The sequence below is a fragment of the Burkholderia sp. A9 genome (genome assembly GCF_000801975.1).
In genome coordinates, this window is the sequence record NZ_JSZN01000016.1 from 1 (window position 1) to 23,503 (window position 23,503).

Consider the following 23,503-nt stretch of genomic DNA (forward strand, 5'->3'; position numbering starts at 1 on the left):
GTCTGTGCGAACGCGGCCGCCGGTGCGGCGGCCACGATCAGCCATGCGAAGTATTTGAGTCGCAAAATGATGCCCCCCTCCGAGTCTCGACTGTCCGACACGCGCCCCATGCGCGCGCCGGCGGTCCGTTCATCCGCGATCGATCGAAAAACGACCGGGGCCCGCCGCGCAGAGCGCAAGCAGGCCGCCCGAGATCGCGATGTTCTTGTAGAAATGAATCATGTTGTTGATCTGCTCGCCGCCCGTCATCGTCCAGTAGTGGTGGCCGATGATGCCGGTGCCGATCGTATACAGCGCAAGCAGCAGCGCGAGCGGCCGCGTCTGGAAGCCGACGAGGATCGCGATGCCGGCGAACAGCTCCATCACGACGGCGATCGCCGCCGAAATGATCGGCGCCGGCGCGCCCTCGCTTCCCATGAACGCGATCGTCCCGGAGAAGTCAGCGATCTTCTTCCAGCCGAACATCACGAACAGGATCACGAGCAGGATTCGGGAAAGCAGCAGCAGCACATCGCGCTGGGACGCGAGAAACGGTTGATTCGGTGTCATGGTGCGATCAATGAAAACGATGCGCGAACGACACGCACCGGATTGCCAATGAACCAGGACGGGCGGCCGCCAGCGCCACCCGCCCCGCTCTGCAACAACCGGCATCGGGGCCCGCCCGATGTGCTGTGCGCCTCCTCTTGTCAGCGTTGCCCTGCTTCGTACTGCGCCGCGCCCGGCGTCAACGCGCCTTCGCGACGTCCTGCTCGGTCACCTTCGCGTCCGGGTTGCCGAACTGCCCGGTCAGGTAGTTCGTCAGCGCGGCGATCTGCGCGTCCGACAGCTCGTTGCGGAACGCGGGCATCCCGACGTCCTCGCTGCCGGCCTTGCGCTGCACGCCGTTCAGGATCACCTGCACGAGGTTCGCCGGATTCGACGCACCGACCGTCGAGTTGTGGAACAGCGACGGGTAGTAACCGTCCGGCGTGCCCTTGCCCTGCATCTGGTGACACGTCGCGCAGTTGCCGAGATACAGCCGCGCCGGGTCGATGCCCGACGACGCGAGCGCGACGCCGCGCAGCTTCAGGCCGTCCTCGGCCGGCTTGCCCCACGACGAGCGCGACTGCTTCGCGTCGCCGTTGGCGACGGCCGGCACCGTACGGACGTACGTCGCGATCGCGCCGATGTCGGCGTCGGTCATCTTCGAAAAGCTGTGCTCGACCGCCTCGGCCATCGGGCCGGCCGCCTGCGCGACGCCCGGCACGCTGCCGGTACGCAGGTACTGGGCGAGTTGCTGCTGCGTCCAGCCGCCGATCCCCGCGTTCGGGTCGGACGTGATGTTGTAGCCGTCCCAGCCCGCCAGCACCGAACCCGACAGGAAGCTGCCGCCCGTCTCGTCGAGCGACTTCTCCTGCATCGCGATACCGCGCGGCGTGTGGCACGTGCTGCAGTGCGCGAGGCCCTGCACCAGATACGCGCCACGGTTCCACTCGGCGCTCTGCGCCGGCTTCGGCTGGTACGCGCCGTCCTTCAGGAACAGCCAGTTCCAGATCTTCAGCGGCCAGCGCATGCTCAGCAGCGCGGGAATCTCGTTCTTCGGCGGCGCCTGCTTGACCGGCTCGACGCCGTGCATGAAGTACGCGTACAACGCCTGCACGTCGTCGTCGTTGACCTTCGCGTACGACACGTACGGCATCGCCGGATACAGGTTGTCGCCGTTCTTCGACACGCCGTGGCGTACCGCGCGCTCGAAGTCGTCGAACGTCCAGTTACCGATGCCGGTGTCGGGGTCCGGTGTGATGTTGCTCGTATAGATCTTGCCGAGCAGCGGCACCGGCATCCCGAGGCCGCCCGCGAACGGCTTGCCGCCTTTCGCGGTGTGGCAGGCCATGCAGTCGCCCGCGACCGCGAGGTATTCGCCGCGCTTGATCTGCGCGGGATCGGCCGGGTCGGCCGCGCGCACGAGGCCCGGCAGCGCGAAGCAACCGGCGAGCAGGAAGGTGAGAGTAGATATCCGCACGGTCAGACTTCCTTCTTCAGCGTGTCCGACATCCGCAGCGCCAGCGCCGCGATCGTCAGTGTCACGTTCACCGTACCGACGGTCGGCATCGTCGAGCTGCTCGAGATGAACAGGTTCGGATGGTCGAACGTGCGGCAGTCCTTGTCGACGACCGAGTCGCGTGCATCCGCGCCCATGATCGTCGCGCCCGTGATGTGGTTGTTCGGCGCGAACTCGTCGTTGAACACGACCTCCGTGCCGCCCAGCACCTTCGCGGCCGTCGCATAGACCTCGCGCGTATGCACGGCGCCGCGCTTCACGTAGTCGTCGATCGCATACGTGATTTCCGGGCGCGGAATGCCGACCGCGTCGGTGGCCGTCTTGCTCGGCACGATGCGGTTCTCGGGTTGCGGCAGGATCTCGTGGAAGCAGTCGAACTGCACGTAGCGCGCGGAACGATCGCGGATCTGAGCGTCGAGCTCGCCGGCCTTCATCAGCTTGCCGGCCTTGAAGATCTTCTGCGTCTCCTGGTTGATGCGCGACATGTTCGACAGGTGGATCTTCTTCGCAGCTTCGGTCGCGCGGAACGGGCCGTCGCGGAAACCGATCAGCGACGTCATCTCCTGCGGGCCGCGGCCCGGCCACAGCTTCTCGCTCGCGTAGAACGACACGCCCGTGCCCGGATGGTCCATCAGGTTGCGCCCGACCATGTCGGAGCTGTTCGCGACACCGTGCGGGAAATCGCGGTTCGCCGACATCAGCAGGATCTTCGGCGTCTCGATGCCGTTCGCGGCGATCACGAAGTACTTGCCTTCGACGCGATGGTCGGCGCCCGTCTTGTCCTTGTAGACCGCGGCGACGATGCGCTTGTCCGGGCCCGTCTCGAGCTTGTAGACGACCGCGCTGTCGATCAGCTTCGCGCCGGCCTGTTCGGCCTTCTCGACGTGCACGATGCCGTTGTACATCGCACCGATCGGACAGATCGGCATGCAGTTGTTGTTGCCGCAACAGGTCGGCCGGCCGTCGTACGGACGGCTGTTACGCGCGACCGGCTCGGTCACGACGTGGAACTTCGGGTCATAGCCGTTGAGCGCGCTCTTGATCGTCTGCTCGTTGAACGACAACGGCAGCGGCGGCATCGGGTACGGCTGCTTGCGCGGCGAGTACAGGTCTTCCTCGGGGCCGGGGCCCCACACGCCGAGCTCTTCCTCCGCGCGCTGATAGTAATGCTCGATATCGTCGTACTGGATCGGCCAGTCGCGGCCGACGCCGTACACGGTCTTCATCTTGAAGTCGTTCGGGATGAAGCGCCACGCCGACGCGGCCCAGTGCCACGTCGTGCCGCCCACCGCACGGATGTACTGCGAGTTGAACTTGTGCTCGCCCTTCAGCACCAGGTAGTCGTTCGGCGGGCCGTATTCCGGATGCGGCGCCCACGGGCTCGACGGGTACGGCGCCATGAAATCGGTCTTGTCCGCCTGGTTACGGAAACGTTCGACGATTTCCCAGCGCGGCATGCGCGGGCCGGCTTCGAGCAGGATCACCGACTTGCCCGCCATCGCGAGCTGGTGCGCAACGATCGCGCCCGCGACACCGGACCCGACGACCACGACGTCGGCCTTTTGCGTATCGGTATCGGCCATCAGGCTTGCCTCTCGATCGGTTTTTCGGCCCAGAAGCCGGGTTTGTTGGGGCAATACGACGGGATCACGAGCGTATCGGACACGACGCTGAACATTAATGCTTCTTCGTACGTAATCACGACGTTGTCGACGATGCCGAGATACCACGCTTCGAGAATCGACAGCGCGGATGCCTGCTGATCGGGATTCAACGAGCCGGATGCGAGTGCGCCGGCGAGCTGGGACAGACCGTCGGCCGTCTTGAACGAGCCCTTCTGCAAGGCCTGCAGGAAGCGTTCGCCGAGCACGCGGCTCAGCCCTTTCTTGCCTGTCAATGCTTCGGAGAGCGTCATGAACGTATCGAGCGGCGCGGTGCCGGGAGCATCGGCCAGGGCCCGCAACGCCAGCGCGCCGGTGAGGCCCGCCGCCGTCAGCGCCAGTGCGCCCTGCAGCCATTGACGCCGCGTGATGCCGGATGCGGCTGCGTCGTTATCGCGACGCGAGTGGGGAGTGTTGTCGTTGTGCATGTTTCCTTCTCTCGAACACCGGATTCGGGAAAACCACGCTTGATATTTCTCAAACATTAGCGCGGCCATGAAATGTACGTGCACAAATCGGAACCGACAATGGCTTTATAGTCCATTAAATGTTCCGCAATCCGACACAATCGACATTTCGCTGCATCTTTGTGTCGTCGACGCGACAATTCTGCATCGGGATGCGGCATGTCGCAAGCGGACGACACGCCCCCTCCCGTCATCCGCTCACATGCGCGTCGGTTAGAATCGCCGCAATCAAACAGAAAGCTTCCCTCCGAGGGCATCGAGCGATGAAGCAGCACGACCAACACAACAACACGAATCAAACCAGTCACACCACTCGGCTGCTCTGGCGCATCGGCGCGGTCGCGGCGCTCGGCGCCGCCGCGGCACTCTCGCTGCATGCGGGCGCGGCGCGCACGGTGAGCGTGTCGCCGCAAGGCACCGTCACCGAAGTCCGGCAGAGCGTCGTCAAGTTCGACGAACCGATGGTCGCGTTCGGCTCGGCGTCCGCGCCGAATCCCGCGCGCATGACCTGCAACGATTCCGTCGCCGCGCGCGGCCAGGGTCACTGGCTCGACGACAAGACGTGGGTCTACGATTTCGAGAACGACCTGCCGCCGGGCGTGCGCTGCTCGGTCGCGCTCAACGACACGCTGCGCTCGGTCGCCGGCAATGCGGTCAGCGGCCCGCGCCGCTTCACGTTTCAGACCGGCGGCCCGTTCCCGGTGACGGTCCGCCCCGGCTCGCGCGAGATCGAGGAACGCCAGGTGTTCGTGCTGAAGCTGAACGGCCCGGCCGAACCGCGCTCGGCGCTTGCGAACATCTGGTGCGAAGCGGCCGGCATCGGCAACCGCATCCCCGTCACCGTCGCCGACGACGACACCCGCAACGCGCTGCTCGACCACTTCGGCCTGAAGAAGGATGCCGCGCGCGTGCTGACGCTGTCGTGCGCGCAGGCGCTGCCGGCGAGCGCGAAGATGCAGCTCGTCTACGGCAAGGGCGTGGCCAGCCCGAGCGGCATCGGGAACGACACCGAGCGGCGCTTCGACTTCACCGTGCGTGCGCCGTTCGCCGCGAGTTTCTCGTGCGAGCGCGAGAACGCGAAGGCGCCCTGCACGCCGCTGCGCCCGCTGACGCTGTCGTTCAATGCGCCGATCTCGCGCAAGAACGCCGAGGCGATCAAGCTGCGCGGTCCTGACGGTTCGATTGCGCCGACCTTCGCGGCCGACGACCACAGCGACGAAGTGACGACCGTCACGTTCAACCCGCCGCTGCCCGCGCAGGCCAACCTGACGATCGAGCTGCCGTCCGGCCTGCGCGACGTGACCGATCGCTCGCTCGCGAACGCCGACCTGTTCCCGCTCGCGACGCGCACCGCGCCGATGCCGCCGCTCGCCAAATTCTCGTCGGGCACCTTCGGGATCGTCGAGCGCTTCGCCGAACCCGATACGCCCGCGCTCGTGCCCGTCACGCTGCGCAACGTCGAGGCCGATCTCCACATCGCCGGCCTCAATGCAGGCGGTGCGCAATTCGCGAACCTGAAGGTCGAGAACGACACCGCAATCCGTCAATGGATGCGCACCGTCGAGCGCTTCGACAACTGGTCGATGACGGCCGGCACGATCGACGAGCGCATCCCGGGCCTGCTCAGGCGCAAGGGCCAGCACCCCGTCTACGTACCGCTCGTGGCCGGCGAGAAGATGCCCGCGCCGCAGAACCGCCGCATCGACGTGCGCTCGCTGTCGCTGCTCGCCGGCGAACCCGGTGCGCAGGCGCTGACGCTGCCGAAGGCCGATCCGAAGACACTGCGTCCGTTCGAGGTCGTCGGCGTGCCGATCGACAAGCCCGGCTTCTACGTGCTCGAACTCGCGTCGCCCGCGCTCGGCCGCTCGCTGCTCGCGAAGCCGTCGAGCATGTACGTGCGCACCACGGTGCTCGTCACGAACCTCGGCGTGCACCTGAAACAGGGCCGCGAGAACAACCTGGTGTGGGTCACGACGCTCGACAAGGGCAAGCCCGTGCCGAACGCGCAGATCCGCGTGTCGGACTGCAACGGCGACGAGATCGCGGCCGGCAAGACCGACGCGCAGGGCCTGCTGACGATCGACGGTCAATTCGAGCCGAAGCACCAATGCAGCCAGTCGGAACGCTTCGACGACTACTTCGTGTCGGCGCGCGTCGACGATCCGAAGACGGGCCCCGACATGGCGTTCGTCAGCTCGAACTGGAACCGCGGGATCGAATCGTGGCGCTTCAACGTGCCGACCGACACCGACAGTGCGCCGACGGTTCGCGCGCATACCGTGTTCGACCGCACGCTGCTGCGGGCCGGCGAAACCGTGTCGATGAAGCACTTCCTGCGCACCGAGACGCTGCAGAGCCTCGCGTTCCCGTCGCAATACCCGACGCGCGTGACGCTCCGCCATCTCGGCTCGGACCAGACGTACAAGCTGCCGCTCACGTGGTCGGCCGACCACAGCGCGGACACGCAGTTCACGCTGCCGCCCGCGGCGAAGCTGGGCGAATACAGCGTCACGCTCGAAGGCGGCCCGGACGATGCACCGACCGCCAGCTACTACAGCGGCAACTTTCGTGTCGAGGCGTTCCGCCTGCCGGTGCTGAAGGGGTCGATCAGTGCGCGCGACGCGCAGAAGAGCCCGCTCGTCGCCGTGAAGGAAGCGCCGCTCGCGGTGCAGATCGACTACGTGTCGGGCGGCGGCGCATCGAACCTGCCCGTGCAGGTGTCGGCGCTGATGAAGTGGGCGTCGCCGCCGTTCGCGGAGCGCTTCGAAGACTTCAGCTTCACGCCCTATCGCCCCGACCGGAGCGACGGCAACGCCGACGACGACGCGCAGGACGGCGACAACGCAGCGGCCGCGCACAACGATCCCGACGCGACCAGGCTGATCGCGGACAAGCTGCCGCTGACGCTCGACCGCAACGGCGCAGGTTCCGTCACGCTCAAGGGCCTGCCCGACGTCGACGCACCGAAGCGCATCGCGCTCGAAGCGACGTTCGCGGACCCGAACGGCGAAGTGCAGACGATCCGCGGCGACACGATCCTGTGGCCGGCCGCGGTGGTGGCCGGCATCAAGGCCGGCCGCTGGGTGTCGGTCGGGCAGCGCGTGCCGGTGCAGGCGCTCGCGGTCGACCTGCAGGGCAAGCCGCGCGCGTCCGTGCCGATCGAGATCAAGGGCGTCGCGCACATCACGACGTCGTCGCGCAAGCGGATGGTCGGCGGCTTCTATGCGTACGACAACAAGAGCGACACGCGCGACCTGGGCGTGCTGTGCTCGGGCAAGACCGACGACAAGGGCCGCATGGCCTGCGACGCGACACTCGAACAGGCCGGCAACGTGCAGTTGATCGCGGTCGCGAAGGACGGCGACGGCCGCGCGTCGAACGCATCGACGTCGGTGTGGGTCACGCGCGAGGATCAACTCTGGTTCGGCGGCGACAACACCGACCGGATCGACGTGATCCCGGAGAAGACTTCGTACGAACCGGGCGAAACGGCGCGCTTCCAGGTGCGGATGCCGTTCCGCCATGCAACGGCACTCGTGGCGGTCGAACGCGGCGGCGTGATGGAAACGCACATCGTCGAACTGAATGGTACGAACCCGACCGTCGACCTGAAGGTCGGCGAATCGTGGGGTCCTAATGTATACGTGTCGGTGCTCGCGCTGCGCGGCCGGATTCGCGAAGTGCCTTGGTACTCGTTCTTCACGTGGGGCTGGAAGGCGCCGGTCGAATGGGCGCGTGCGTTCTGGCGCGAAGGCCGTCACCATGAAGCGCCGACCGCCTTCGTCGACCTGTCGAAGCCCGCGTTCCGCTACGGCCTCGGCGAGATCAAGGTCGGCACGGGCGTGCATCGTCTCGGCGTGACCGTAACGACCGACGCGACGCGCTACACGGTGCGCAGCAAGGCGCAGGCGCACGTGAAGGTCACGCTGCCGAACGGGCAACCCGCACCGGCCGGCACGCAGATCGCGGTCGCGGCTGTCGACGAGGCGCTGCTCGAACTGATGCCGAACAACAGCTGGGATCTGCTCGACGCGATGCTGCAGCGGCGCGCATACGGCGTCGAGACGGCCACCGCGCAGATGGAAATCGTCGGCCGCCGCCACTTCGGCCGCAAGGCCGTGCCGGCCGGCGGCGGCGGCGGCAGCGCGCCGACGCGCGAGCTGTTCGACACGCTGCTGCTGTGGAATCCGCGCGTCACGCTCGACGCGAACGGCAGCGCGACCGTCGCGGTGCCGCTGAACGACGCGCTCACGCGCTTCCGGATCGTCGCGATCGCGGCGGTCGGCCCCGACCGCTTCGGCACCGGCAGCACGTCGATCCGCAGCACGCAGGACCTGCAACTGATCTCCGGACTGCCGCCGCTCGTGCGCGAAGGCGATGCATTCCGCGCGCAGGTCACGCTGCGCAACACGACCGACCGCGCGATGCAGGTCGTCGTGACTCCGCGCGTGACGGGCCTCGACGTCGCGCCGCAAACGGTCTCGCTCGCGGCCAATGCGGCGACCGAGGTCGCGTGGACGATCACCGTGCCCGAGCAGGCGCTCGACGCGGCCGGCGCGCTGAACTGGCGCATCGAGGCGGCCGAGCAAGGCGGCAAGCGTGCGTCCGACGCGCTGGCCGTCGCGCAGAAGGTCGTGCCCGCGCTGCCGGTGACCGTGCAGCAGGCCACGCTCGCGCAGGTCGACGGCACGCTGACGGTGCCGGTGTCGGCGCCGGCCGGCGCCGCCAGCAACGCGCAGGGCACGCCGCGCGGCGGCATCGCCGTGTCGCTGCAGTCGAAGCTCGCGGACGGCCTGCCCGGCGTGCGGCGCTGGTTCGAGCGCTATCCGTATCGCTGCCTCGAACAGCAGACGTCGCGTGCGATCGGCCTGCACGACGCCGCACAATGGCAGGCGCTGGTTGCGCGCATGCCGGTCTATCTCGACAGCGACGGGCTCGCGAGCTACTTCCCGCCGTCGTCCGACGATGCGCACTACGGCAGCCCGACGCTGTCGTCGTACCTGCTCGTGGTGGCCGACGAGGCCAGCCGCCTCGACCCGCGCTTCGCGCTGCCGGAAGACCTCCGCACGCAGCTCGAAGCCGGGCTCGCGCGTTTCGTCGACGGCCGCATCGAGCGCAACGCATGGGCGCCGCGCCAGGACCGCGACCTGCGCAAGCTCGCCGCGATCGAGGCGCTGTCGCGTTACGGTGCCGCACAAGGCCGCATGCTCGGCTCGATCGAGATCGCGCCGAACCAGTGGCCGACGTCAGCGGTGATCGACTATCACGCGATCCTCACCCGCGTGAAGGACATCCCGCAGCGCGACGAGAAACGCGCGCAGGTCGACCAGATCCTGCGTGCGCGCCTGACGTACCAGGGCACGCAGCTCGTGTTCTCGACCGCGCGCGACGACGACCTGTGGTGGCTGATGACGAGCAACGAGACCAACGCCGCGCGTCTCGCGCTGGAATTCGCGGGCGACCCGGCGTGGAAGGACGAGATGCCGCGCGTGGCGACCGGCCTGCTCGCGCTGCAACGCCAGGGCGCATGGCAGACGACGACGTCGAACGCACTCGGCCAGCTCGCCATCGAGCGCTTCTCGCGCACCTATGAAAGCACGCCGGTGGCCGGCACGACGAAGGTCGCGCTCGGCGGCAACGCACGTGCAATCGCATGGTCGCAGGCGCCCGCCGACGCCCCCGCGTCGGCCACCGCCGCGACCCGCGCCGCGGCCGCGCGCAGCGTGCTGATGCCGTGGCCGCGCGCGTCGCAGGCGCCGGCCACGCTGTCCGTCGCGCAGGACGGCACGGGCCGCCCGTGGGCGACCGTCGAGAGCCTCGCAGCTGTGCCACTGCGCGCGCCGTTCGCGGCCGGCTACCGGATCACCAAGACCGTCACGCCCGTGTCGCCCGCCGTCAAGGGCGTGCTGACGCGCGGCGACGTCGTGCGCGTGCATCTCGACATCGATGCGCAGAGCGACATGACGTGGGTCGTCGTCAACGATCCGATCCCGTCCGGCGCGACGATCCTCGGTTCGGGCCTCGGCCGCGACTCCGAGGCCGCGACGCAGGGCGAGAAAACCCCGGACGGTGCGTGGCCGGCGTTCATCGAGCGCGACTTCGACGGCTACCGCGCGTATTACGACTATCTGCGGAAGGGCAAGGTCTCGGTCGAATACACGGTGCGGCTGAACAACGTCGGCACGTTCGGGCTGCCGCCGACGCGCGTCGAGGCGCTGTACGCGCCGTCCGTGTACGGCCTGTGGCCGAACCCGCCGATGACGGTGAAACCGGCCGACGCGGGCAAGTAACGAGACCGTGATGATCGATCGTGGATTGCCGCGGCCGGCCCGTTTCGCCGGCCGCGTATTCGTCGCCGTCGCGCTGGCTGCGCCGCTCGTCGCGCACGCGCTGCCCGGCTACGACGACGTGCGCCGCAACTGGCGCAGTTCCGACTGGGTGCTGCTCGCACGCGACGGCACGCCGCTGCAGCGCACGCGTGTCGACCTCACCGAACGACGTGGCGACTGGGTGTCGCTCGCCGACGTGTCGCCTGCGTTCCGCGAGGCGATCGTCGTATCGGAGGACAAGCGCTTCTACGAACACAGTGGCGTCGACTGGCGCGGGATCGCCGGCGCGGCCTGGGGCAACCTGTGGAACGAGCGCACGCGCGGCGCGTCGACCATGACGATGCAGCTCGCCGGGCTGCTCAGCGATGCGCCGCGCCGCTCGGGGCAACGTTCGCTGCCGCAGAAGGCCACGCAGGCGATGAACGCGCTGCTGCTCGAGCGCGGCTGGCGCAAGGACCAGATCCTCGAGGCCTATCTGAATCTCGTGCCGTTCCGCGGCGAGACGGTCGGGCTCGCCGCGCTGTCGCAGGTCCTGTTCGGCAAGGCGCCGTCCGGCCTCGATGCACGCGAGGCCGCGATCGCCGCGGCGCTGGTGCGCGGGCCCAACGCGGCGCCCGCGAAGGTTGCCGAGCGTGCGTGCCGGATCCTGCGCGAGATGCGCGCCGAGCAGGCGTGTGCGTCGCTCGACGGCTACGTGCAGCTCGTGATCGCACGCCCCGCCAGCGCCGTGCGCGACGACGGCGCGGCGCTGGCCCCGCACTTCGCTCGGCGCATCGCGGCCGAGGTCAGACCGGCGGCCGGCGCGCAGGTGCGCACGACGCTCGACGCGCCGCTGCAGCGCTTCGCACGCGACACGCTGACGCGCGCGCTGACCGAGCTCAACGCGCCCGCGCATCGGCGCAACGTGAACGACGGCGCGGTCGTCGTGATCGACAACGCGAGCGGCGAGATTCGCGCGTGGGTCGGCTCGTCGGGCGCGTTGTCGAGCGCGCGCGACGTCGATGCCGTGCTCGCGCCGCGCCAGGCCGGCTCGACGCTCAAGCCGTTCCTCTATGCGCAGGCGATCGACGAGAAGCGGCTGACCGCCGCGTCGCTGCTCGACGATGCGCCGGTCAACCTCGCCGCCGGCGGCGGCCTCTACATTCCGCAGAACTACGACAAGGATTTCAAGGGCTGGGTGAGCGTGCGCAGCGCGCTCGGCGGCTCGCTGAACGTGCCGGCCGTACGCACGCTCGTGCTCGTCACGCCGCACCGCTTCGCGCGCACCTTGACCGCGCTGGGCCTGCCGCTCGCGCAGGAAGGCGACTACTACGGCTTCAGCCTCGCGCTCGGCAGCGCGGACGTCACGCTGCTGTCGCTGGCCAATGCGTATCGCGCGCTCGCAAACGGCGGCGTCGCGCGCAAGGTCGTCGACCTGCCTGCGCCCGCGCCGGCCGCCGGCGCATCGACACCGGGACGCACCGACACCGGCACGCGGGTGTTCAGCGAAGCGGCCAGCTTCGTCGTCACCGACATCCTCTCCGACAACAACGCGCGCGTGCGCACGTTCGGCTTCGACAACCCGCTCGCGACGCGCTTCTTCTCCGCGGTCAAGACCGGCACGAGCAAGGACATGCGCGACAACTGGACCGTCGGTTTCACGTCGCGCTATACGGTCGGCGTGTGGGTCGGCAATGCGGACGGCGCGCCGATGTGGGACGTGTCGGGGGTGACGGGCGCGTCGCCGGTGTGGTCGGCCGTCGTCGGCTATCTGCACCGCGACCTGCCGAGCCGCGCGCCGCAGCCGCCGGCCGGCGTCGAAACGCGCCGCATCACGTTCGAGCGCGAGGTCGAGCCGTCGCGCAACGAATGGTTCATCGCGGGCACGGCGCTCGACACGATCCGGCTGGCGGCGCCCGTCACGCCAGGCAAGGACGGCGCGCGTGCGCCGCTGACGATCGGCGCGCCGACCGACGGCACGATCTTCGCGATCGATCCGGACATTCCACCGAGGAATCAGCGGATCTGGTTCGAGCGGTCGGCCGGACACGCCGCGCGGTTCGCATGGCGGCTCGACGACAAGGTGATCGGGCATGCCGACCGCATCGCCTGGATGCCGTGGCCGGGCCGGCACCGGCTCGAACTCGTCGATGCGCGCGGCAACGTCGCGGATGCGATCGGCTTCGAGGTGCGCGGCGCGTTCGCGAAGGCGACCGCCCGCAAGCCCTAGCAAGCCGTAGCAGGCCCTGGCCGCGCCGCAGCGAACGACCAGGCAAGCAATCCCCGGATCGGAGACCTAGAATATGAACAGCGTGCCGTTGCTGCGGCGCGCGCCGGTTGCCCTGCCGCGTCCCTTCTCCCGATCGCCCGCGACCATGAACCTTCGCCATCCGCGCTTCATCCGCCCCGCGCTGGGCGCCGCCTGCGTCGCCGCGCTCGCTTCGCTTGCGGCCTGCAACGGCGACGCCTGTTTCGGCGTCGATGTCTGCTTCAACAACAACAACACGCAGGCCGTCGCACTGTCCGGCACCGCCGCCACGGGCACCGCGCTCGCGAGCGCGTCGGTGACGGTCAGCTGCGTGCAAGGCTCGGCGACGACGCTGACCGACGGTGGCGGCAACTACCGGGTGACGGTCAACGCGGTGCTGCCGTGCGTGCTGACCGTGGCCTCGGGCGGCACGAGCCTGCATTCGCTCGCGTATGCGGGCGGCACCTTCAACACGACGCCCGAGACCGAGCTGCTGCTCGTCTATCTTGCCGCGCAGCTCGGCACGAACACAGCCGGGCTGATCGGCAATTTCCAGGGCAATGCGCACTTCCAGCAGGTGATGGGCAGCCCGAACACAGTGCAGGCCGCGCAATCGGCGGTGGTCACGAACCTGCAGCAGCGTTATGCGGTCACGTTGTCGACGCCGGCGTTCCTCACGACGTCGTTCGTGGTCGGGCAAGCGGGCGTCGACAGCGATCTCGGCGCGCTGGCCAAGGCCGGCGCGATCGATTCGAACGGGATGCCGGATCCGGCCGCGGTTACGCTATTGACGCAGGCGGGCGCTGCGCACCCGCTGTAAGCCAGCCCGCGGCGGGACCAGGATCGGGCGTCAGGCGCCCGTTTCGGGCTCGCTGTCGGCCAGCAGCGCCCACCGTTCGTGGTCGCGCCATGCGCCGTCGATGCGCAGGTAGCGCGGTGAAAAACCCTCTTTCCGGAAACCGAGCCGCCGAACCAGCGCGATCGACGCGTGGTTGGCGGGCTGGATGTTGGCTTCGAGCCGATGCAGCCCGAGTTCGCCGAACGCGACACCGGTCGCCGCGCGCAGCGCTTCCGTCATCAGCCCTTGCCGGCTGAACTCCGCCATCCCGTAGTAGCCGAGATACGCGCTCTGGAACAGGCCGCCGACGATCTCGTTGAGGTTCACCACGCCGACGACCTTTCCGGACGCGCGTTCGCGCGCGACGAGGCCGACGTTCGGCCCAGTCAGGCAGCGGGCGAACCATTGGTCGAATCCCGCCTGGTCGGTGAACGAGTCGACCCACGGCAGATGGTGGCCGCGGCTCGCGCGGTTGGCGGTGATCAGGTCGGGAGCGTCGGTTCGGGCGACGCGGTTCAGCAGGATCAGGCTCATGATTCGGTCGAATGCGGCGTGTGGTGGAGCGGGCCGGCAGCAACCGCGCGCAGCCGCGTTGCCGCCGTCCGCGACGAACGATACGGCTTACGCGGCCTCGCCGCTCCCGCACGCGACGCGCTCGGCCTGCTGCTGCGACAGGTAGCGCAGCAGCTTGGTCACCATCCACACGACGGTGAACGACAGCACGACGAAGAACGCCGCGAGCGGCGTCAGCACCTGCACCGACACGAAGCCGGCCACGCCCATCATCGCGGACGACACGAGCAGCAGCGCACACCCGAGGATCGCGCTCGTCAGCCCCGCGATATGCGGAAACAGCGAATTGCCCTTGGCCATCAGCGTCGGATACATCGCGCCCGCGCAGAAACCCATCACGAGCACCGGTGTCGCGAGCGTCCATACGCGCAGGCCGACGGTCAGCGCGAGCCCGAGCATCGCGACCGCCGCCAGCGCCATCACGCGCGCGCCGATGCGCAGCCGCTGCTCGGCGCTCGGCAGCCCGTGCCCGTGAATCCGGTTTGACAGCCCGCCGAGGAAATACATCAGGCCGATCCCGAGCGCCAGATAGCCGAAGAAGGTCGGCGGCTTGTGCAGCGTGGTCTGCACCATGAACGGCCCGACGATGTTGAACACCAGCAGGATGCTGTAGCACAGCCCCTGCGCGAGGAAGCAGCTCTGGAACACCGGGCTCGCGAGCACCTTGCCCGCGTTCGTCATCAGCGTGCGCGGCTCGAGATGGACCGGCTTCGGCAAGGTTTCGCGGTAGTGCCACAACAGCGCCCACATCACCAGCGAGTACACGAGCAGGAACACGAGGCACGCGCGCCAGCCGAACCATTCCTGCAGGTGCGCGCCGATCACCGGCGCGATGATCGGTGCGAGCCCCCACGCGATCGACATGTACGTAAAGGCATGCATCAGCGCCTGGCCCGAGAACGAGTCGGTGATGATCGCCTTCGCGAGCAGGTTCGTGGTCGCGATCCCGAAGCCCTGCAGGCAGCGCGCCAGCACGAACGTCTCCAGGTTCGGCGCACCGAGCGACAGCAGGCAGCCGATCGTGTAGATCACCAGCCCGAACGCGAGCACGCGCTTGCGCCCGTAAGCGTCGGCGATCGGGCCGAAGATCAGCTGGCCGAGCGCATACGCGGCCATGTAGCCGGACACGCTCGACTGGATCGCCTGCGGCGTGGTCGCGAACGAGCGCGCCATGTCGGGCAGCGCGGGTACGTAGATGTCGATCGCGAGCTGGCCGGCGGACGCGAACAGGCAGATCAGGAACAGCAGGAAGCGCGGCGAGTTCGATTCGCGCGCGGGAGTGAGCGAGACGTTCATGACAACCGGAAAGGAATCTGACGGCAGCGACACGCGTCGGCCTGTTCGAATCCCGAACAGCCGTGCGCGGCCAATTGCGTATTGTGCCTGTTGTTGCGCGGCGCGACCGGAATCCCATGGAATCGGCGAGGTTGAAATGCCGATTGCAGCACAGCCGGACACCTGCGACCCGGACCGCGCTTCGGCGCGCGGCACGGGTTCAGGCAAAGGGGAAAAGGACGGGTGTAGACGGAGCCCTGACGGATGCCCGGCGAGGTGCGACGCCGGATGGACCACGGGTCAGAGGACGGAGTTCAGCATCCGGCGTGAACGCGCCGGACGACCTTCACGGCGGCAGGATGCGCACCGCGACGCCGGCCCGAAGGGCGGCGGGATTCGAGCGTGCAGGCCCGCACACGCAACGTGTCGGACCGCACGCCCTCACGACGATACGATCAGTACTGCGCCTGATCCGTCGGATTCCTGAACAGCTGCTTCATCTCCGGCGACAACGGATAGTTGAGGCTCACGCCCTTCGGCGGAATCGGTTGCATGAACCACTGGTCGTAGAGCTTCTCGGCCGCGCCCGACGTCTGCATCTTCGCGATCACGCCGTCGACCACGTGCTTGAAGGCCGGATCGTCCTTGCGCATCATGCACGCGTAGTTTTCGTGAACGAGCGGCGTGCCCGCCACCGTATACGCGCCCGGGTTGCGGTCCTTCGCAATTTCGCCGTACAGCAGCGGCTCGTCCATCACGAACGCAACCGCGCGCCCCGTCGTGACGTTCATGAACGCTTCGGCGTGGTCCTTCGCGCTGATGATCGTCATGTTCATCCCCTTCTCTTCGTTGAGCTTGCGCAGCAGGCGCTCGTCCGACGTGCCGGCCGTCGTCGCGACCGTCTTGCCGGCCAGGTCCGCGAAGTCCTTTACGCCCGAATCCTTGCGCGTGCTGAAGCGGATCCCGTACAGGAAGATGCTGTTCGAGAACGCAGCCTGCCTCTGCCGCTCCAGCGTGTTCGTCGTCGACCCGCACTCGAAGTCGATCGTGCCGTTCTGCAGCAGCGGAATCCGGTTCTGCGACGTGATCGGAATTTCCTTCACCGTCAGGTTCGGCGCCTTCAGTTCCGTCCTGAGCTGGTCGATGATGCGCGCCGCGATGTCGCGCGAGTAGCCGATGTTTTTCTGCTGGTTGTCCGAATATGAAAACGGCACCGACGACTCGCGGATACCGAGCGACACGATGCCCGTGTCCTTGATCTTCTTCAGCGTGCCGGTGAGGGCCTGCGCGTGCGCGCTGCCCGCCAGCGCGCAGGTCAGCGCGACGGCCAGCCAACGGAAGCGGCGATCCATGCTTTTCTCCTGACGAAACGTTGATCGAATCGCGATCGTACGCCCGACAAAATTCGCGACGCATCAGGAAAAGCGCAAGCAGTCGTCCGTCAAGACCGCGCGCAGGCGGCCATTTTCCGTGGCGCGCAAACGCGCGTGCATCACGCATTGCGCCCGGCCGGCCGCATCCGGTCGCGTCCCGCCTGCCCGGTCGTCCGTTCCAGTCCCGCAATCGCGCTGTGACGCAGCAACGGAATCGTTTGCGGCGACCCGGCCTTTTCTCGTGAACCGCACTCAAGAAGCGCCCGGGGCGGCCGTTACCCAGTGCATGGCGCGTCGCAGCAACCTGGGCGCGACCGTCAGACAACAACGACAAGGTCCGGTGTTCCGGGACCCAGCGCCACCGCCGGCACGACGGCTAGCTACGAGGATCGAGTTTCACCATGAGAGCCAAACGTTTCAATTTCGCGCTGGCCCGCTCCGCTCATGCGCGCATGCTCGCCGGCATGCTGTCCGCCGCCGCGCTCCTTCCGCTCGCCGGTGCGGCGGCGGTGGCGGCGACGGCAGCAATCCGTCTTCCTCCAACGCAGCACCCGCCCCCGCGCCTTCGCCCGCCCCGAACCCGACGACCCCGCCCGCGACCGGCGGCAGCAACGCGTGCACGACCCAGCAAGCCGCCGTGCAGATGGCCGCCCAGACGAGCGCGCCAGCCGAGCCGCCGGTCGATCACCTGATCGTCAAACTGAAGACGGTGACAACCGCGCGCGCGATGGCCGCCATCGACACCGGCACGCGACTCGACGCCGTGATCCAGCGCTCGATGGCGCGCTTGACGGCACCGACGACGAGCGGCGCCGCACGTGCGTATGCCGCCGCGACGACGTCGCAGGCGCCGCTGAACGTGCAGGTCGAGCGGACCCTGTCGGACGGCGCGGCCGTGCTGTCGATCGGCCAGCGCCTCGCGTCCGGCGACGCGGCGGCGCTCGCGCAGGCATTCGCGGCCGACGCCGACGTCGACTACGCGGAACCGGATCATCCGATGCGGGTCCGCGATACGCCGAGCGATCCCGCCTACGGCCAGCAGTGGTATCTGTCCGATGCGCGCGTCGGCATCAACGCGCCGCCCGCATGGACGCGGACCAAGGGTTCGCCGACCGTCGTCACGGCGGTGCTCGACACCGGCTACCGGCCGCACCCCGATCTCGTCGGCAACCTGCTGCCCGGCTACAGCTTCATCTCGAACGTCAACACGAGCAACAACGGGCAGGCGCGCGGCATCGACGCAACCGATCCGGGCGACTGGGTCACGCAGCAGGAACTCGACGACGCCAGCGGCCCGTTCTACCACTGCGCGAGCGAACCGGGCAGCAGCAGCTGGCACGGCACGCGCGTGACGGGCGTGATCGGCGCCACCGCCAACAACGGCATCGGCGTCGCCGGCGTGTCGTGGCTCGGCCGGATCCTGCCGGTGCGCGTGCTTGGCAAGTGCGGCGGCGTGACGAGCGACATCGCCGATGCGATGCGCTGGGCGGCCGGCATTCCGGTCGTCGGCGTGCCGACGAACCCAACTCCCGCGAAGATCATCAACCTGAGCCTGGGCGGCGTGGGCGCATGCAGCGCGACGTTCCAGCAGGCAATCGACGACGTGAACGCGAAAGGCGTGACCGTCGTCGTGGCCGCCGGCAACGACGGCCTGTCGACCGCGCTCGACCAGCCCGCGAACTGCCACGGCGTGATCAGCGTCGGCGCGACCGACGCGACCGGTCGCCGCGCGTCATTCAGCAACTTCGGCGCCGACGTCGCACTGAGCGCGCCGGGCGTCAACATCCTGTCGACGGCCAACAGCGGCACCACGACGCCGGGCACCGATTCGTACGGCCCCGCGAGCGGCACGAGCTTCGCGACGCCGCAGGTGACGGGCATCGTCGGGCTGATGCTGGCGGTGAATGGCAACCTCACGCCCGCGCAGATCCAGCAGAAGCTGCAAGGCGGCGCGCGCGCGGCGACGCTGCCGGCCAGCACGTCGTGCACCGCGCTGCCGGCCGGTGCCGGGATTGCCGATGCAGGCGCTGCCGTCACGGCGGCCACGCAATAGCCGGCGCCCTGCTTCTCCGCAACCGCGTGCATGCCTGCCTGTCATGCGCGCGGTTTTTTTTATCCGTCCGGCCGGCAACGCCTCGCTAACGTTCTGCAAGAATCGCCCGAAAAAAGGGCGGAGAAAGGGTTGACGCTTCGCACGACGACCTATTACCATCGGCCCCGTCTAATTACATGGAGTGTTCTGTGAACACCGATGCGAGTTGTAGTTGGTCCTCGACCAACTTGACTGCTGCCTGAGGAAACCGCGCAGAGCCTCGTCGTCTGCCGCATCCCGGGAAGCAGGATGCGGCGCCCTTCCGGCCTGACTGGCCAGAATCCCCGCCGAATTTCTTTCGATATCGCCGAATGCTCGTGCTGCGTCGTCGCGCGCGTGCGTTCGTGCCGCGCGCAGCGCGAGCTGCGTGCGTCTTCCGTTCGCGTGCCGTTCGGCCGTGCGCCCTCGTGCGTGCGCGGCCACCGATCGCCCGCGCCGTCTACCCGCAACCGACAGGAGTGCAGATGAACTCAGACGACAGTAGTCGATTACCGCTCGCCGGTGCGACGCTGCGCATCGGCCATCCGACCGCACTCCACGCGCCGGCGAGCGTTCCTCCCTTCACCGATCCACTGCCGATCGCGCCCGACGCGACGCGGCCGGGAGCGCTCGTGCGTCGATAGCGTCACGGTCGCTCCCCGCCCGCCGCCTCGTGCGCAAGGAGCGACACATGACACAACGAAACACATCGCAACAGAAACAGCGCGGCTTCATCCGCGGCGGCCCGGGTCAGCAGCACGAACCGCGCATCATGCGCGCCGCGCAGGAAGCGGCCCGCCCGCTCGAGGAAACCTTCAAGTCGCTGCGCACCAGCACGCGCGGCCTCACCTACGACCAGGCCGCCGATCGCCTGCAGCACAACGGCCCTAACGAAATCGCGCACGACAAGCCGCCACACTGGACCCACCAGTTGCTGCACGCGTTCCACAATCCGTTCGTCTACGTGCTGCTGGTGCTGGCCGCGATCAGCTTCTGCACCGACGTCTACTTCGCGGCGCCCGACGATCGCGACTACGTCGGCATGACGATCCTGCTGGCGATGGTGACGATCAGCGCGCTGCTGCGCTTCGTGCAGGAATTCCGTTCGCTGCGCGCGGCCGAGAAGCTCAAGGCGATGGTCCGCACGACCGCGACCGTGCAGCGCGCGGTGACCGCCACGTCCGAACCGTCACGTCGCGAGGTGCCGATGCGCGAAGTGGTGATTGGCGACATCGTGCATCTGTCGGCCGGCGACATGATCCCCGCCGACGTGCGCCTGCTCGCGTCGCGCGACCTGTTCATCAGCCAGGCCGTGCTGACCGGCGAGGCACTGCCGGTCGAGAAGTACGACACGCTCGGCGCGGTTGCCGGCAAGTCGGCGCATGCCGGTGCGGCAGGCGCGACCGGCACGGCGAACGACGCGTCGACGTCGCTGCTCGATCTCGAGAACGTGTGCTTCATGGGCACCAACGTGGTCAGCGGCACCGCGACGGCGGTGGTCGTCGCGACCGGCGAGGACACCTATTTCGGTTCGCTCGCGCGCAACGTCGTGAGCCACAAGCGCATCGAGACGAGCTTCGACCGAGGCGTCTCGAGCGTGAGCTGGCTGCTGATCAAGTTCATGTTCGTGATGGTGCCGATCGTGTTCATGATCAACGGCCTGACCAAGGGCGACTGGCTGAGCGCGCTCACGTTCGCGCTCGCGGTGGCAGTCGGCCTCACGCCCGAGATGCTGCCGATGATCGTCAGCGCGAACCTCGCGCGCGGCGCGATCGCGATGGCGCGCCGCAAGGTCGTCGTGAAGCGGCTGAACTCCGTGCAGAACTTCGGTGCGATGGACGTGCTGTGCACCGACAAGACCGGCACGCTCACGCAGGACAAGATCATCCTCGAACACCACCTCGATCTGTCCGGCCACAAGAACGAGGACATCCTGCGGCTCGGCTGGCTGAACAGCTTCCACCAGAGCGGCCAGAAGAACCTGATCGACATCGCCGTCGTCGCACGCGCCGACGAGATCGGCGAGCGCGTGAAGCCGCAGGGCTACAAGAAGATCGACGAGCTGCCGTTCGACTTCGTGCGCCGCCGCCTGTCGGTCGTCGTCGAGGACACGCACGGCACGCACCTGCTGATCTGCAAGGGCGCGGTCGAGGAAATGCTCGCGGTGTCGACCCATGTGCAGGACGAGGACGGCGTGCGCCCGCTCGACTTCGTTGCGCGCAAGCGGCTGCTCGAACAGGCGAACGCGTACAACGAGGACGGCTTCCGCGTGCTGGTGCTCGCGACGCGCACCATTGCGCGCGGCGACGAACGCGAACAGTACCGCACCGCGGACGAGCGCGATCTCGTCGTGCGCGGCTTCCTGACCTTCCTCGACCCGCCGAAGGAATCGGCCGCGCCGGCGCTCGCCGCGCTGCGCGAAAACGGCGTCGCGGTGAAGGTGCTGACGGGCGACAACGCGACCGTCACGATGAAGGTGTGCCGCCAGGTCGGCCTCGAACCTGGCAAGCCGATGCTCGGCGCCGAAATCGAGGCGATCGACGACGCGACGCTCGCGCAGGTCGTCGAACGCACGACCGTATTCGCGAAGCTGACGCCGCTGCAGAAGGCGCGCATCGTCAAGGCGCTGCAGGCGAACGGCCACACGGTCGGCTTCCTCGGCGACGGCATCAACGACGCGCCCGCGCTGCGCGACGCCGACGTCGGCATTTCGGTCGACAGCGGCGCCGACATCGCGAAGGAAACCGCCGACATCATCCTGCTCGAGAAGAGCCTGATGGTGCTCGAGGAAGGCGTGATCAAGGGCCGCGAGACATTCGGCAACATTCTCAAGTACCTGAACATGACCGCGAGTTCGAACTTCGGCAACGTGTTCTCGGTGCTCGTCGCCAGCGCGTTCCTGCCGTGGGAGCCGATGCTCGCGACCCAGCTGCTCGTGCTGAACCTGATCTACGACACGTCGCAGATGCTGCTGCCGTGGGACAAGATGGATCCCGAGTTCGTGAAGAAGCCGCGCAAGTGGGAAGCCGGCAACATCGGCCGCTTCATGCTGTGGGTCGGGCCGACCTCGTCGGTGTTCGACATCACCACGTACGTGCTGATGTGGACCGTGTTCGGCGCGGGCGCGATGTATCAGCTGCACGGCGGTTCGGGCGGCCAGATCGTGATGAACTCGGGCTGGTTCATCGAGAGCCTCGTGTCGCAGACGCTCGTCGTGCACCTGTTGCGCACGCAGAAGATCCCGTTCCTGCAGAGCACGGCCGCGCTGCCGGTGCTGCTGTCGACGTTCACCGCGATCGCGATCGGCTGCTGGCTGCCGTTCTCGCCGTTCGCGGATTCGCTCGGCTTCATGCACCTGCCGGGCACCTACTGGCTGTGGCTCGCGGCGACGATGGTCGGCTACATCCTGCTCGCGCAGATCGTCAAGACGATCTACGTGCGTCGCTACCAGCAGTGGTTCTGATTTCCTCCGAACGGTGGCGTGCCGGCCCGCATCGGCCGGCCGCCCACGATGCACTACGGGTGACATAATGAAACGAAGCATGCTTCCGCTCGCCGCCGCGAGCGCCCTCTTCGCGCCGCTGGACGCGTATGCGGCCCATCCGCTCGTCAGCGACGACACGGGTACGCAGGGCAACGCGAACTGGCAGCTCGAGTTCAACGGCGAGCAAACCTCGAAACAGGACGAAAACGGCCGCCATCAATTGTGGAACGCGACGCTCACGCGCGGGTTCGGCGAGCACGTCGATCTCTATGTGAACGCGCCTTACACGCATCTGCAAACGCGCACCGACGACCACGGCGCAGGCATCGGCGATGTCGAGATCGGCATGAAGTGGCGCTTCGTCGAACGCGGGCCGCTGTCGCTTGCGCTGAAACCGCAGGTGACGATGCCGACCGGCAACGACGATCGCGGGCTCGGCACGGGCCGCGTCGGCACCGGCGCGACGCTGCTCGCGCAAGCCGACGTCGCGCGCGTCTCGCTGCTCGCGAATGCGGGCCTCGCCTACCAGCCGAACCGCCAGGGCGACCTGCGCTCGGTCTGGGCCGTGTCGGCCGCGGCGCTCTACAAGGCGACCGACAACGTGCAGCTCGTGGCCGACATCGGCCTGTCGCGCAACACCGAAAGCACGGCCGGCGCGAATCCGGCGTTCGTAATCGCGGGCGCGATCTACTCGCCGAAGCCCTGGCTCGATCTCGACGTCGGCTACCGGCATGGGCTGAACGACCAGACCTACCGTCATTCCGTCATGGGTGGGGTGACGGCGCGGTGGTGATGCCGTGTCGATGCGGCCGACGCCGCATGTCGAACCGCAATATGACGGGTCGCCTTCGGGCGACCCGTTTTTTCATCCGCGGTCGTTCCCACCGAACAGTTGCACGCACACGGCGCGCCCCTCTTCGGTCAAGGCGGCGCTGCCGGTGCCGTCGTCGTTCAGCGTCGTCGCGCTCAAGCCGGCGGCGTCGAGCTGCGTCAGCACGCGGCGCAGCGTGCTCATCGGCAATTGCGTGCGCTTCGCGATCTTCGGCAGCGACCACGTTTTGCCGGACGGATCGGTCGCGGCTTCATGCAGCGTCGCGAGCGTCGCAATGAGCGCGGGATCGAGCGGGGAGTCGTCGGGTTCTGAAGTCATCGGGTCGGGTT

14 protein-coding genes and 1 pseudogene are annotated in these 23,503 nt (G+C 68.0%); 7 read left to right on the top strand and 8 right to left on the bottom strand.

What is annotated here, in order from left to right; genetic code table 11:
- Positions 1-129: 129 nt before the first annotated feature.
- The 4 genes from PI86_RS08055 to PI86_RS08070 form a co-directional block, all read right to left on the bottom strand.
- Positions 130-549, bottom strand: a complete 420-nt coding sequence (locus tag PI86_RS08055) for a DoxX family protein (RefSeq protein WP_039320753.1) — start codon at positions 547-549, stop codon at positions 130-132.
- Positions 550-727: 178 nt separating this feature from the next.
- Positions 728-2,005: a c-type cytochrome gene (locus tag PI86_RS08060; protein WP_039320755.1), complete on the bottom strand. Its 1,278-nt coding sequence runs from the start codon at positions 2,003-2,005 to the stop codon at positions 728-730.
- Positions 2,006-2,007: 2 nt separating this feature from the next.
- A complete protein-coding gene (locus PI86_RS08065) occupies positions 2,008-3,627 on the bottom strand; it encodes a GMC family oxidoreductase (protein ID WP_039320756.1) in 1,620 nt (539 codons plus the stop codon).
- Positions 3,627-4,133: a sugar dehydrogenase complex small subunit gene (locus PI86_RS08070; protein ID WP_039320758.1), complete on the bottom strand. Its 507-nt coding sequence runs from the start codon at positions 4,131-4,133 to the stop codon at positions 3,627-3,629. The genes PI86_RS08065 and PI86_RS08070 overlap by 1 nt, the downstream gene beginning before the upstream one ends.
- Positions 4,134-4,435: 302 nt before the next feature.
- Between PI86_RS08070 and PI86_RS08075 the strand changes: the two genes are divergently transcribed.
- The 3 genes from PI86_RS08075 (at position 4,436) to PI86_RS08085 (ending at position 13,548) form a co-directional block, all read left to right on the top strand.
- Positions 4,436-10,462: an alpha-2-macroglobulin family protein gene (locus tag PI86_RS08075; RefSeq protein ID WP_039320761.1), complete on the top strand. Its 6,027-nt coding sequence runs from the start codon at positions 4,436-4,438 to the stop codon at positions 10,460-10,462.
- Between the two features lie 10 nt (positions 10,463-10,472).
- Positions 10,473-12,710: a penicillin-binding protein 1C gene (gene pbpC, locus PI86_RS08080; RefSeq protein WP_039320764.1), complete on the top strand. Its 2,238-nt coding sequence runs from the start codon at positions 10,473-10,475 to the stop codon at positions 12,708-12,710.
- A 145-nt stretch (positions 12,711-12,855) separates the two neighbouring features.
- The gene (locus PI86_RS08085; RefSeq protein WP_039320765.1) at positions 12,856-13,548 is read left to right on the top strand and encodes a hypothetical protein; all 693 of its coding nucleotides are present in this window, start codon (positions 12,856-12,858) and stop codon (positions 13,546-13,548) included.
- Positions 13,549-13,578: 30 nt separating this feature from the next.
- Here the strand turns inward: PI86_RS08085 and PI86_RS08090 are convergent, their stop codons facing one another.
- From PI86_RS08090 to PI86_RS08100, 3 genes are all read right to left on the bottom strand, one after another.
- Entirely contained in the window at positions 13,579-14,100 is a 522-nt protein-coding gene (locus tag PI86_RS08090) for a GNAT family N-acetyltransferase (protein ID WP_039320768.1), read from the bottom strand.
- A gap of 87 nt (positions 14,101-14,187) precedes the next feature.
- The gene (locus PI86_RS08095; RefSeq protein ID WP_039320770.1) at positions 14,188-15,435 is read right to left on the bottom strand and encodes a multidrug effflux MFS transporter; all 1,248 of its coding nucleotides are present in this window, start codon (positions 15,433-15,435) and stop codon (positions 14,188-14,190) included.
- 434 nt (positions 15,436-15,869) lie between these two features.
- A complete protein-coding gene (locus PI86_RS08100) occupies positions 15,870-16,766 on the bottom strand; it encodes a glutamate/aspartate ABC transporter substrate-binding protein (protein ID WP_052319395.1) in 897 nt (298 codons plus the stop codon).
- 422 nt (positions 16,767-17,188) lie between these two features.
- On the opposite strand from PI86_RS08100, the pseudogene PI86_RS08105 reads away from it, so the two are divergent.
- The 4 genes and pseudogenes from PI86_RS08105 (at position 17,189) to PI86_RS08115 (ending at position 23,135) form a co-directional block, all read left to right on the top strand.
- Positions 17,189-18,840: pseudogene (locus PI86_RS08105) on the top strand (S8 family peptidase).
- A gap of 503 nt (positions 18,841-19,343) precedes the next feature.
- Positions 19,344-19,502 (top strand): hypothetical protein, encoded by a 159-nt coding sequence (locus PI86_RS17540; RefSeq protein WP_014899057.1) that lies wholly within the window; start codon positions 19,344-19,346, stop codon positions 19,500-19,502.
- A 47-nt stretch (positions 19,503-19,549) separates the two neighbouring features.
- Positions 19,550-22,321 carry a magnesium-translocating P-type ATPase gene (gene mgtA, locus PI86_RS08110; RefSeq protein ID WP_039320775.1) on the top strand — a complete coding sequence of 924 codons (2,772 nt, stop codon included), beginning with the start codon at positions 19,550-19,552 and terminating at the stop codon, positions 22,319-22,321.
- 67 nt (positions 22,322-22,388) lie between these two features.
- Positions 22,389-23,135, top strand: coding sequence for a transporter (locus PI86_RS08115; protein WP_039320776.1), 747 nt, complete (start codon positions 22,389-22,391; stop codon positions 23,133-23,135).
- Between the two features lie 72 nt (positions 23,136-23,207).
- Here the strand turns inward: PI86_RS08115 and PI86_RS08120 are convergent, their stop codons facing one another.
- A complete protein-coding gene (locus PI86_RS08120) occupies positions 23,208-23,492 on the bottom strand; it encodes a transcriptional regulator (RefSeq protein ID WP_039320778.1) in 285 nt (94 codons plus the stop codon).
- Positions 23,493-23,503 lie beyond the last annotated feature (11 nt).